Annotated in this window: 10 protein-coding genes; 6 read left to right on the forward strand and 4 right to left on the reverse strand. The window is 66.5% G+C overall.

Features of this window, described 5'->3' with window-relative positions; all coding sequences use genetic code 11:
• Window positions 1–37: 37 nt before the first annotated feature.
• Both ACZ75I_RS14470 and rpoE read right to left on the reverse strand, forming a co-directional pair.
• The gene (locus ACZ75I_RS14470) at window positions 38–919 is read right to left on the reverse strand and encodes a sigma-E factor negative regulatory protein (RefSeq protein WP_472958132.1); all 882 of its coding nucleotides are present in this window, start codon (window positions 917–919) and stop codon (window positions 38–40) included.
• The gene (rpoE, locus tag ACZ75I_RS14475; RefSeq protein WP_005418256.1) at window positions 916–1,536 is read right to left on the reverse strand and encodes an RNA polymerase sigma factor RpoE; all 621 of its coding nucleotides are present in this window, start codon (window positions 1,534–1,536) and stop codon (window positions 916–918) included. Before rpoE ends, ACZ75I_RS14470 begins: the two co-directional genes overlap by 4 nt.
• A 235-nt stretch (window positions 1,537–1,771) precedes the next feature.
• Here rpoE and ACZ75I_RS14480 point away from each other — a divergent pair, with 235 nt between their 5' ends.
• The 4 genes from ACZ75I_RS14480 to ACZ75I_RS14495 all read left to right on the forward strand — a co-directional run bounded on the left by ACZ75I_RS14480 (window position 1,772) and on the right by ACZ75I_RS14495 (window position 6,688).
• Window positions 1,772–3,835 (forward strand): 3-hydroxyacyl-CoA dehydrogenase NAD-binding domain-containing protein, encoded by a 2,064-nt coding sequence (locus ACZ75I_RS14480; protein ID WP_061479814.1) that lies wholly within the window; start codon window positions 1,772–1,774, stop codon window positions 3,833–3,835.
• 493 nt (window positions 3,836–4,328) lie between these two features.
• A complete protein-coding gene (locus ACZ75I_RS14485; protein ID WP_061479815.1) occupies window positions 4,329–5,192 on the forward strand; it encodes a pirin family protein in 864 nt (287 codons plus the stop codon).
• Between the two features lie 121 nt (window positions 5,193–5,313).
• Window positions 5,314–6,033, forward strand: a complete 720-nt coding sequence (gene aqpZ / locus ACZ75I_RS14490) for an aquaporin Z (RefSeq protein WP_346477240.1) — start codon at window positions 5,314–5,316, stop codon at window positions 6,031–6,033.
• A gap of 196 nt (window positions 6,034–6,229) precedes the next feature.
• Window positions 6,230–6,688 (forward strand): hypothetical protein, encoded by a 459-nt coding sequence (locus ACZ75I_RS14495; RefSeq protein WP_049414687.1) that lies wholly within the window; start codon window positions 6,230–6,232, stop codon window positions 6,686–6,688.
• Between the two features lie 128 nt (window positions 6,689–6,816).
• On the opposite strand, the gene ACZ75I_RS14500 is transcribed toward ACZ75I_RS14495, so the two are convergent.
• Window positions 6,817–7,668: a pirin family protein gene (locus ACZ75I_RS14500; RefSeq protein WP_346477241.1), complete on the reverse strand. Its 852-nt coding sequence runs from the start codon at window positions 7,666–7,668 to the stop codon at window positions 6,817–6,819.
• A 215-nt stretch (window positions 7,669–7,883) separates the two neighbouring features.
• Here ACZ75I_RS14500 and ACZ75I_RS14505 point away from each other — a divergent pair, with 215 nt between their 5' ends.
• The gene (locus tag ACZ75I_RS14505; protein ID WP_049414685.1) at window positions 7,884–9,965 is read left to right on the forward strand and encodes a carbon starvation CstA family protein; all 2,082 of its coding nucleotides are present in this window, start codon (window positions 7,884–7,886) and stop codon (window positions 9,963–9,965) included.
• Window positions 9,965–10,189 (forward strand): YbdD/YjiX family protein, encoded by a 225-nt coding sequence (locus ACZ75I_RS14510; protein WP_005410613.1) that lies wholly within the window; start codon window positions 9,965–9,967, stop codon window positions 10,187–10,189. Before ACZ75I_RS14505 ends, ACZ75I_RS14510 begins: the two co-directional genes overlap by 1 nt.
• 117 nt (window positions 10,190–10,306) lie before the next feature.
• On the opposite strand, the gene ACZ75I_RS14515 is transcribed toward ACZ75I_RS14510, so the two are convergent.
• Entirely contained in the window at window positions 10,307–11,557 is a 1,251-nt protein-coding gene (locus ACZ75I_RS14515) for a DUF819 family protein (RefSeq protein WP_005418276.1), read from the reverse strand.
• Between the last annotated feature and the right edge of the window lie 110 nt (window positions 11,558–11,667).

Consider the following 11,667-nt stretch of genomic DNA (forward strand, 5'->3'; position numbering starts at 1 on the left):
CGGGCCCCGCCGACGGCGGGGCGTGAAGGCGCCCGGCTCAGTCGCGCGGGCGCGGCGGCACCGGCAGGTCGTCCTGCAGGCGCGGCTCGAACGGGTAGAACGCGACACCGCCGGCGCGGGCCGGGAAACTGGCATTGAGCGCACCACCCGCGGTCGGCGCCAGGCTGGAGCGCGGCCACGGCCGGGCCTGCAGCCCGCCGACCTCACCGAATGGCAGGTTGTGGTTGGCGGTGGCCGGTACGGTCGGAGCCAGCGGTGCCTGCAGGGCGGCGATGGCGCGCTGCGGAGCGTCATCGCGCTGGGCGGCACGCGCGGCCTGCTGGCTGCGGGTTGCACTGGCGCGGCGGGCGTCCTGGCGACGGCTGGTGGCAGCCATCGCCACAGCCGGCGCCGCCGCCACGGCCATCGCGGCGGTATCCACCGATGCTTCGGTCACCGGGGCCGGCGCGGTTGGCGCCGGCGGCAGTTCCGCCTGGCTGGCGATCACCTGCGGCGCCAGCGGTACACCCGGTGTGGCCTCCTTCAGTTTCTCGCCGCCGATGAACAGCGCGACGGCGGCCACCGACGCGGCCAGGGCGGCGCCGCCGCCCCAGGCCCGCCAGCCACTGCGACGTACCTGGCGACGCGGCTCGGCCTGTGGCGCCGGCTCGGCCGCGATGGCGGCAGCCACGGCGGCACTGAACCCGGCCGGAGCCAGTGCCGACGCCTGCCCGCGCATCACGTCGCCCAGCAGCTGCCAGCGCTCCTGGCAACCGGCCAGCTCGGGGTCGTGCTCCATCCGGCGCAGCAGGAAACGCGCTTCATCGGCGCCCAGCTCGCCATCGACCAGGGCCGACAGCTGCTCGCGATGGCGCTGGTCCAGGCGCTGCCCGGCGGGCGATTGATGGTTCTGCGATTCGTTGAACGGGTTACTGGTCATACGCGGCTCTTCTCACGGGTGGCGCTGCCGATGTCCAGCAGCGGCCGGAGTTCGGTGTCGATCGCCTCGCGCGCCCGGAAGATCCGTGAACGCACCGTGCCGATCGGGCACCCCATCTTCTGCGCGATATCCTCGTAGCTCAGGCCTTCCACCTCGCGCAGGGTGATCGCTGACCGGAGTTCTTCCGGCAGCGCGTTGACGGCCTTCATCACCGTCTGTTCCAGCTCCTGGCGCATCAACTCGCGTTCGGGCGTGTCGGTGTCACGCAGGCGCGTACCACTGTCGAACTGTTCGGCATCGCCGATGTCGATGTCATCGGTCGGCGGCCGTCGATTGTGTGAAGCCAGGTAGTTTTTGGCGGTATTCACGGCGATTCGATGCAACCAGGTTGAGAACTGGGCATCGCCACGGAAACTCCCGATCGCGCGGTAGGCACGGATGAAAGTGTCCTGGGCGACGTCCTGACATTCGCTCCAGTCGGCGATGTAGCGACCGACCAGGGCCACCACCCGATGCTGGTACTTGCGCACCAGGACATCGAAGGCGGCACTCTCGCCGTGCTGCACGCGCCGGACCAGTTCCAGATCCAGCTCCTGTGGTGTATCAACCTCGGCCATGAGGGGCCGCACTCCTGTCAGCCCAACCGACGTCGGGCAATGAGACTGCCAATCCCGGGAAAAGTTCAGTCGCCGATCACCTGGCGCCGCACCAGCTTTTAACCACCGTTCCGTTAGCGTCCCGGTCCACGGCCATGGATCCGGGGGCGCCACTCCCCTGCTATTGGGATTTGACGCGGGGGAAACAACCTCTGGATCATAGCCGCTTCTCCATACACAACCGGATGGAACGTCCATGCTCTCAGGCTTCGATGGTCTCCGCTTCAGCCACTGGCACCCCGAGATCCGCGACGACGGCGTGGTGGTTCTCTCCCTGGATCGTCAGGACAGCAGCGTCAACGCGATGTCGCAGGACGTGCTGCTGGAGCTGGGCGACCTGCTTGAGCGCATCGCGCTGGACCCACCCAAAGGCGTGGTGGTCCAGTCACTGAAGAAGGCCGGCTTCATTGCCGGTGCCGACCTGAAGGAGTTCCAGGAATTCGACCGTCGCGGCACTGTCAACGACGCGATCCGTCGTGGCCAGGCGACCTATCAGAAGCTGGCCGAGCTGCCCTGCCCCACCGTTGCGGCGATCCACGGCCACTGCCTGGGCGGCGGCACCGAACTGGCGCTGGCCTGCCGCTACCGCGTGGCGTCCAATGACAGCAGCACCCGCATCGGCCTGCCGGAAACCCAGCTGGGCATCTTCCCGGGCTGGGGCGGCAGCGCCCGCCTGCCGCAGTTGGTGGGCGCGCCGGCGGCGATGGACATGATGCTGACCGGCCGCACCCTGTCGGCCTCGGCCGCGCGTGGCATCGGCCTGGTCGACAAGGTGGTGGCGCCAGCGGTGGTGCTCGACACCGCCGTCGCGCTGGCGCTGTCCGGCACCACCCGCCCGTTCAAGCAGCGCGCGACGGCGTGGGCCACCAACACCTGGCTGGCACGCAGGCTGCTGGCGCCGCAGATGGTCAAGCAGGTCGCACGCAAGGCGAAGAAGGACCAGTACCCGGCGCCGTACGCGCTGATCAGCACCTGGCAGCGCAGCGGCGGCAAGCCGATCCAGGCCCGCCTGGACGCCGAACGCCGTGCGGTGGTGAAGCTGGCGAGCACGCCGACCGCGCGCAACCTGATCCGTATCTTCTTCCTCACCGAGCGACTGAAGGGCCTGGGCAGTGGTGATTCCGGCATCCGTCACGTGCACGTGGTCGGCGCCGGCGTGATGGGCGGCGACATCGCCGCGTGGGCCGCTTACAAGGGCTTCGAGGTGACCCTGCAGGACCGCGAGCAGCGCTTCATCGACCCGGCCATGGAACGCGCGCAGGCGCTGTTTGCCAAGAAGGTGCGCGACGAAAGCAAGCGCCCCGCCGTGGCCGCACGCCTGCGTGCCGACCTGGAAGGCAATGGGGTTGCCGAAGCGGATCTGGTGATCGAGGCGATCATCGAGAACCCGGAAGCCAAGCGTGCGCTGTACCAGACGCTGGAACCGAAGATGAAGCAGGACGCCCTGCTGACCACCAATACCTCGTCGATTCCACTGGTGGAACTGCGCGATCACATCCAGCGCCCGGCGCAGTTCGCCGGCCTGCACTACTTCAACCCGGTAGCACAGATGCCGCTGGTGGAAATCATCCACCACGATGGCATGGCGCCGGAGACCGAGCGCCGCCTGGCCGCGTTCTGCAAGGCGCTGGGCAAGTTCCCGGTGCCGGTGGCCGGCAGCCCGGGCTTCCTGGTCAACCGCGTGTTGTTCCCGTACATGCTGGAAGCCGCCACCGCGTACGCCGAAGGCATCCCGGGCCCGGTGATCGACAAGGCCGCCGTGAAGTTCGGCATGCCGATGGGCCCGATCGAACTGATCGATACCGTCGGCCTGGACGTGGCCGCCGGTGTCGGCCGCGAACTGGCGCCGTTCCTGGGCCTGCAGATTCCGGCCGCGCTGCAGACGGTGGAACCGGACAAGCGTGGCAAGAAGGATGGCCAGGGCATCTACACCTGGGAAAACGGCAAGCCGAAGAAGCCGGACGTGGCCAGCGACTACCAGGCCCCGGCCGACCTGGAAGACCGCCTGATCCTGCCGCTGTTGAACGAGGCAGTGGCGTGCCTGCACGAAGGCGTGGTGGCCGATGCGGACCTGCTGGATGCCGGCGTGATCTTCGGCACCGGTTTCGCTCCGTTCCGCGGCGGTCCGATCCAGCACATCCGTGCGGTCGGTGCCGATGTGATCGTCGAGCGGTTGAAGGCGCTGCAGCAGCGCCACGGCGACCGTTTCGCCCCGCGCCCGGGCTGGGACAACCCCGTCCTGCGCGAACCGGTGGTCTGAGTTCATCGGCCGGGCCTGCGGCCCGGCACCCGCAGAGGCAACGTCAAATGCCACAGCAGAAGCCAGAGCCAAAACGGCTCTGGCTTTTCTGTTTGTTGGGCGGGGCGGTGTCGACCTTGGTCGACACGCTTGATCCACGCCATGCGTGGATGCGAGCGAAGCGACCGGCGTTTGCTTTTGATTTTCTTTTTCTTCTCCGTGGCTGGACAGCACACGGAAACTGTCAGAGGCCGGGCGGGTGGGTGGCGCAGGGGCGTGAGCCGCATGGATGCGGCGATCGAGCTTACATGGACGTACTTGCAGCGTCCCCTGCGCCACCCACCCGCCCGGCCAAGCGCGGCTTCTGCTTTTGCTTCTGCCTTCAGCGCCCCCCCCCCACAGCCACGAGGGGCTGCGCCGTTGGCTGGAACACCCTGTTACCCATACGAGGCATGTCCCCGTCACAGCCGCATGCGATGCTGATCGCCTGATCCCTGCCAGCGAGAACGCCCGCATGACCACCATCATCGCTCCGCGCGTGCACGACATCGGCGGCCTCGAAGTCCGTCGCGCCGTCCCCACCCTGCAGGCGCGCAGCATCGGTTCGTTCGTGTTCGTCGACCAGATGGGCCCGGCACTGATGCACCCCGGCACCGCCATCGACGTGCGCCCGCATCCGCATATCGGCCTGGCCACGGTCACCTACCTGTGGTCGGGCGCGATCGGCCACCGCGACACACTTGGATCGGACCAGGTGATCCGTCCTGGTGACGTCAACTGGATGACCGCTGGTCGCGGCATTGCCCATTCCGAGCGGACACCGCAACCGGACCGCGACCATGACAACCCGATCCACGGCATGCAGACCTGGGTCGCGCTGCCGAAATCGCACGAGGAAATCGAGCCGGCGTTCTATCACCATGCTGCGGCCACCCTGCCCGAGCAGCGCCGCAACGGCGCCTGGCTGCGGGTGATCGCTGGCCGCGCCTATGGCGAGGAATCGCCGGTGAAAGTGTTCGCCGATACGCTCAATGTGGCGATCGATCTGGACGCGGACGCGGAAATCGACATCGACGACGGCCACCGCGAGCGCGCGCTGTACATCCTTGAGGGCGATGCGCAGTTGGATGGCGTGGACATCCCCGCACAGCACCTGGTCATCCCCGAAGCCGGCGCACGCGGCCGCCTGCGCGCAAAGACACCGGTAAAGGCGATGCTGTTCGGTGGCGAGCCGCTGGATGGCCCGCGCCACCTGTGGTGGAACTTCGTGTCCAGCTCGAAGGAGCGTATCGAGCAGGCCAAGCACGATTGGGAAGCCGGTCGCTTCGGCACCATCCCCGGCGACGACAAGGAGTTCATCCCGCTGCCGCAGTACTGAGCATCGCGTGTTGCACACAGCCGAGGGTGTATTCCTGCACCCGGCGTTGACGCTACAGTCACCCGCTGATCATTGAAATGTGACATAAATCACACTTTCGACCGTCAAAGGAGTGCAACACATGAGCATGGGTAAACGCTTGTCCGCCGAATTCCTCGGCACGTTCTGGCTGGTTCTGGGTGGCTGTGGCAGCGCGGTGCTGGCCGCCAAGTTCGGTGGTGACGGCAATCCGCTGGGTATCGGCTTCCTCGGCGTGGCGCTCGCCTTCGGCCTGACCGTGGTGACCGGCGCCTATGCGTTCGGCCATATCTCCGGTGCGCACTTCAACCCGGCAGTCAGCGTCGGCCTGTGGGCGGGTGGTCGCTTCCCGACCAGGGACCTGGTGCCGTACATCATCGCCCAGGTTGCGGGCGGCCTGCTGGCCGGCTTCATCCTGCTGCAGATCGCCTCCGGCGCCAGTGGCTTCGCCATCGACGGCAGCCAGGCCGGAGCGTTCGCCAGCAATGGCTATGGCACGCTATCGCCCGGTGGTTACAGCGTGGCGGCCGCCTTCCTGTGCGAAGTGGTACTGACGGCGGTGTTCCTGATCGTGATCATGGGTTCCACCCACGGCAAGGCACCGGCCGGATTCGCCCCGCTGGCGATCGGCCTGTCGCTGACCCTGATCCACCTGATCAGCATCCCGGTCACCAACACGTCGGTGAACCCGGCCCGCTCCACGGCCGTGGCCTTCTTCGCCGGCAGCGGTGCGGTCAACCAGTTGTGGCTGTTCTGGGTCGCCCCGCTGCTGGGTGGCGCGATCGGTGGTCTGATCTACAAGTGGATCGGCAACGACCGCTGATCCCCGCAGCACCCATTGCGGTCGACCGTCGGCCGCAATGGTTGCGCTTGCAACCGCGAATTGTGCGATTGCTCACGTTCCGTTAAGGTTGAGTTGACCGTCCGTGCACATGCCGGATGGGGGGCATCCGGGGATGGGATGCCATGGTCGCCGGCTCTGCTGGCGAAGCCAACCAATTCATCACCTTGGGGGATGCATGAAGTTCGTGCCTGTCATGTTGTCGAGCCTGCTTTTCGCTGCGGCCCAGGCCGCCGCGCAGGCGCCGTCCGAATGTCCTTCGCTGCCGGCCAGCAGCGGTCTGCAGTGGCAGCAGCAGGTGCAGGCCGATTTCCTGGTCTGCCGCGCCAGCACCCCTGATGGCCGGGAAGTGCTGAGCCTGATGCTCAGCGCGCGTGACCCGTCCATTCCGCTGAACCGCTCGCTGCGGCAGGAAAAAGGCAGCTTCGGCGGTGAATCGCTGTACTGGTACCAGCCCGACCTGGGCGGCCAGCAACCGCCGGGGTATGCCGAACGGCGCATCAGCGTGGTCAAGCTCGACAAGGGGCGTTACGCGCAGATTTCGCTGTATCCGGACAGCGCGCAGGAGCTGGGGTCACTGCAACAGCTGGCGCAGGGCATGAGCCTGACCCCGTCGGCCGTGGCCGCCGGGCGCTGAGGATGACGGGGATGACTGCCTGGCAGCATCCCCGCAGCGCGCCCCGATCCAACGGTAGTGCCGGCCGCTGGCCGGCACCCCGATCCGCCTCCATGCGAGGCAGTTGCCGGCCAGCGGGCGGTACTACGTCAGAACTTGCCTTCCTGGAAATCGACGAAGGCCTGCATCAGTTCCTGCCGCGTGTTCATCACGAACGGCCCGTGGCGCATCACCGGTTCGCGCAGCGGACGGCCGGCCACCAGGATCAGGCGCGCGCCTTCATTGCCGGCCGAGATGTGCAACTGCTCGCCACCGCCCAGCACCGCCAGTTCCTGGCGAGCGACGTCGCGCGCGGCGTCCTGCTCACCCACAGTCACGCCACCTTCGAACACGTACGCAAAGGCGTTGTGCCCTTCCGGCAGCGCGTAAGTCCAGGCACGGTCGGGCGCCAACGTGATGTCGAGGTAGAGCGGGTCGGTGGCCGGTTGCACGATCGGGCCGCGGGTGCCATCGACCGTGCCAGCGATCACCTTCACCTCCACGCCCGCTTCCGGGTGCACCACGGGAATCCGCTCAGGCACGAACTCCTGGTACTTCGGCTCGGTCATCTTCTCCTTCGCCGGCAGGTTCACCCACAGCTGGAAGCCACGCATCTGCCCGCTTTCCTGCTCGGGCATCTCCGAGTGCACCAGGCCGCGGCCAGCGGTCATCCACTGCACGCTGCCCGGGGTCAGCAGGCCTTCGTTGCCATGGTTGTCGCGATGCCGCATGCGCCCGTCGAGCATGTAGGTGACGGTCTCGAATCCGCGGTGCGGATGCTCCGGGAAACCGGCGATGTAGTCCTCGGCGCGGTCGGTGCCGAATTCATCAAGCAGCAGGAACGGATCGAGGTCGGGCAGCGTCGGGCCACCGATGACGCGGGTCAGGCGCACGCCGGCACCGTCGGAGGTGGGCATGCCACGGATGGTCCGCAGCACGCGGACCGGTTCGGGAAAGCTCATGGCGACTCCTGTTGGATGGATGCCACTGAAGATGGACGCCGCACGGCCACACGCCAATGGACGGCGCCGCAACCGATTGTTCCATCCCTGATGTTCGCTGCACGTCAGCACAACAAGCGTACGACCAAAGTACTACCGCCGATTCGTCCTGTGCCAATTGACCCTGTCGAGGGCACGCGGGACTCTTTGACTGTCTTTCCGGGAGAGAGCACCTCATGAAAGGGTTTTCCAAAATAGGCTGGGCGGCCCTCGCCCTGCTCGGCGCCTTCTGTCTGGGCACCGTGGCCCTGCGCCGCGGCGAACACATCAATGCGCTGTGGATCGTCGTCGCCGCGGTTTCGCTGTACCTGGTGGCCTACCGCTTCTACAGCCTGTTCATCGCCAACAAGGTGATGCAGCTGGATCCGACCCGGGCCACCCCGGCGGTGATCAACAACGATGGCCTGGACTACGTGCCGACCAACAAGCACGTGCTGTTCGGCCATCACTTTGCCGCCATCGCCGGTGCCGGCCCGCTGGTCGGCCCGGTCCTGGCCGCGCAGATGGGCTACCTGCCTGGACTGCTGTGGCTGGTGGTGGGTGTGGTGCTGGCCGGTGCGGTGCAGGACTTCATGGTGCTGTTCCTGTCCAGCCGTCGCAACGGCCGTTCGCTGGGCGACCTGGTAAGAGAAGAGATGGGCCAGGTACCTGGCACCATCGCGTTGTTCGGTGCGTTCCTGATCATGATCATCATCCTGGCGGTGCTGGCGATGGTGGTGGTCAAGGCGCTGGCCGAAAGCCCGTGGGGCATGTTCACGGTAATCGCGACGATGCCTATCGCCATCCTGATGGGCGTGTACATGCGCTATATCCGCCCCGGCAAGATCGGCGAGATCTCGGTGGTCGGCCTGATCCTGCTGCTGGCCGCGATCTGGTACGGCGGCAAGGTCGCCGCCGACCCAGTGTGGGGCCCGGCGTTCACGTTCACCGGCACCCAGATCACCTGGATGCTGATCGGCTACGGCTTCGTCGCATCGGTGCTGCCCGTGTGGCTGTTGCTGGCCCCGCGCGACTACCTGTCGACCTTCCTCAAGATCGGCACGATCATCGCGCTGGCCGTCGGCATCCTGATCGTGATGCCGGAACTGAAGATGCCGGCGCTGACCCAGTTCGCCGCCAGTGGCGACGGCCCGGTGTGGAAGGGCGGCATGTTCCCGTTCCTGTTCATCACCATCGCCTGCGGTGCGGTCTCTGGTTTCCATGCGCTGATCTCCTCCGGCACCACGCCGAAGCTGCTGGCCAATGAAGCGCACATGCGTTACATCGGCTACGGCGGCATGCTGATGGAATCGTTCGTGGCGGTGATGGCGCTGGTCGCGGCCTCGATCATCGATCCAGGCATCTACTTCGCGATGAACAGCCCGGCGGCGGTGATCGGCGCCGATGCGGCGTCGGCGGCGCACTACATCACCAACACCTGGGGCTTCACCATCACGCCGGAGCAGCTGACCGCGACCGCGGCGGCGATCGGCGAGCCGACCATCCTGCATCGTGCAGGTGGCGCACCGACACTCGCGGTGGGCATCGCGCAGATCCTGCACGAAGCGATCCCCAGTGGCAGCGACGCAATGATGGCGTTCTGGTACCACTTCGCGATCCTGTTCGAAGCATTGTTCATCCTGACCGCGGTGGACGCCGGCACCCGTGCCGGACGCTTCATGCTGCAGGACCTGCTGGGCAACTTCGTCCCGGCGCTGAAGAAGACCGAGTCGTGGACCGCCAACATCATCGGCACCGCCGGCTGCGTGGCGCTGTGGGGCTACCTGCTCTACACCGGTGTGGTCGATCCGTTCGGCGGCATCCAGACCTTGTGGCCGTTGTTCGGCATCTCCAACCAGATGCTGGCCGGTATCGCGCTGATGCTGGGCACGGTAGTGCTGTTCAAGATGAAGCGCGACCGCTATGCGTGGGTTACCGCAGTACCGGCAGTGTGGCTGCTGATCTGCACCACCTACGCCGGCTTCATCAAGATCTTCGACAGCAACCCGGCACAGGGCTTCCTGGCACAGGCACACAAGTTCCAGGCCGCGCTCGCCAGCGACACCATCACCGCACCGGCCAAGTCAGTGGCGCAGATGAAGCAGATCGTGGTCAACGCCTACGTCAACACCGGCCTGACCGCGCTGTTCCTGCTGGTGGTGGGCGCAGTCCTGGTGTATTCGATCAAGACCATCCTGGCGGCCCGCCGCAATCCGCAGCGCAGCGACCGCGAGACCCCGTACGTGGCGCTGAAGCCGCATGAAATGGTGGATCTGTGATGAGCACGCAACTGGTTCCCGCCGGCCAGTACCAGGCCCACCGCCGCATCTGGCGACGCCTGGTGCAGACCGCACGACTGTGCTGTGGCATTCCTGATTACGACAACTACGTCCGGCATATGCTGGAAAAGCATCCGGACCAGGAGCCGATGGACTACAAGACGTTCTTCCGCGAGCGCCAGGAAGCGCGCTACGGCGGACGCAATGGTGGCCGCTGCTGTTGAGGGCCGGGACGGCCTTTTCGCAGGCAAAAGAAGGCCGAGCGCGTGCTCGGCCCTACACGGGCAGAGCGGGTTCGCGGCGCACGCCGCGAACCCGCAACAGGAACGTCCGGTCAGAACTCAGGCGCCGGCCATCCACTTCAGGATCAGGCCGGTGACATAGGCCAACCCGGTACCGGTGGCATAGCCCACCGTCCCCAGCAGCACCCCCACCGGCGCCAGCGTCGGATGGAAGGCCGCGGCCACCACGGGAGCCGAGGCGGCCGCCCCGATGTTGCCCTGCGAACCGATCGCGAAAAAGAACAACGGCGCGCGCAGCAGCTTGGCCACCACCCACAGCACCAGCACATGCGTAGCCATCCAGATCGCGCCGAGCAGGAACAGCCACGGCCGATCCAGCAGCGACAGCAGGTTCATCTGCATGCCGATGCAGGCGATCAGGAAGTACAGGAACACCGTGCCCAACCGCGATGCGCCTGCGGCTTCCAGCCGGCGCGCGCGGGTGAAGCTCAGGCCCAGGCCCATCGCCGTGGACAGCAGGATCACCCACACGAACTGGCTGTCCAGGCTGAACTGGCTGGCCCAGCTGACGTTGGCCTTGAACCAGCCCGACAGCGGTGCGGCGATGGCGTGGGCCAGGCCGACGCCACCCAGTGCCACGCCGACGATCACCATCAGGTCGGTCATGCTGGGAATGCGCGCGTTCTGTGCCTCGTAGGCGCTGATGCGTGCCTTCATCTCGTCGATGGCGCGCGTATCGGCCCCGTTGCGGGTGTCGATCTGCTGCGCGCGGTTGGCCAGGAACAGCAGGATCGCCATCCACAGGCTGGCGCAGGCCACGTCGACCACGGCGAACTGGCCGAAGGTGGTGGCGTCGGTGCCGAACACCTCACGCATGGCGACCATGTTGGCGCCACCACCGATCCAGCTGCCGGCCAGCGCGGCCATGCCGGCCCAGGTATCACCGGCCACCGTTTCCGGATGGATCAGCTTCATCAGCTGGAAGGAGACGATCGCACCGAGCATGATGCCAGCGGTACCGGCACAGAACACAAGCAACAGCTTCGGCCCCAGCTTGATGACGCCCTTGAGGTCGATCGACAGCGTCAGCAGGACCAGCGCGGCCGGCAGCAGCACGTCACGCGCGACCGGGTTGTACAGCGAGGTGTTGTGGCCATCGATGACACCGGCGGTGTTGTAGATGGCGGGGATGAAGTAGCACAGCAGCAGTGCCGGCACCCAGGCGAAGATCTTCTTCAACAGCGGGGTCGGACCACTGGCGGCCCAGAAGATCAGGGCCAGGGTGGCGGCAATCAGGCCCAGTCCAACGATATCGTTGCTGATCAGGGCAGTAGCGGGTTCGGTCGGCATGGGATCCTCTGTCGATCGAAGGAGCGGGAAAAAAAAGCGCCGCATGAAGCGGCGCAGGTCGAGATTAACATTGTCTTCACGTCGGGTCATGCCGCAGCGCGGAGCAGGTC

It is taken from the genome of Stenotrophomonas sp. X, from assembly GCF_055721025.1.

Excerpts from the sequence above, each read along its gene's own strand:
- ACZ75I_RS14495 (WP_049414687.1), top strand. The coding sequence starts at position 6,230 with ATGAAGTTCGTGCCTGTCATGTTGTCGAGCCTGCTTTTCGCTGCGGCC.
- ACZ75I_RS14480 (WP_061479814.1), top strand. The coding sequence starts at position 1,772 with ATGCTCTCAGGCTTCGATGGTCTCCGCTTCAGCCACTGGCACCCCGAG.
- ACZ75I_RS14485 (WP_061479815.1), top strand. The coding sequence starts at position 4,329 with ATGACCACCATCATCGCTCCGCGCGTGCACGACATCGGCGGCCTCGAA.
- rpoE (WP_005418256.1), bottom strand. The coding sequence starts at position 1,536 with ATGGCCGAGGTTGATACACCACAGGAGCTGGATCTGGAACTGGTCCGG.
- aqpZ (WP_346477240.1), top strand. The coding sequence starts at position 5,314 with ATGAGCATGGGTAAACGCTTGTCCGCCGAATTCCTCGGCACGTTCTGG.
- ACZ75I_RS14470 (WP_472958132.1), bottom strand. The coding sequence starts at position 919 with ATGACCAGTAACCCGTTCAACGAATCGCAGAACCATCAATCGCCCGCC.
- ACZ75I_RS14510 (WP_005410613.1), top strand. The coding sequence starts at position 9,965 with ATGAGCACGCAACTGGTTCCCGCCGGCCAGTACCAGGCCCACCGCCGC.
- ACZ75I_RS14505 (WP_049414685.1), top strand. The coding sequence starts at position 7,884 with ATGAAAGGGTTTTCCAAAATAGGCTGGGCGGCCCTCGCCCTGCTCGGC.
- ACZ75I_RS14500 (WP_346477241.1), bottom strand. The coding sequence starts at position 7,668 with ATGAGCTTTCCCGAACCGGTCCGCGTGCTGCGGACCATCCGTGGCATG.
- ACZ75I_RS14515 (WP_005418276.1), bottom strand. The coding sequence starts at position 11,557 with ATGCCGACCGAACCCGCTACTGCCCTGATCAGCAACGATATCGTTGGA.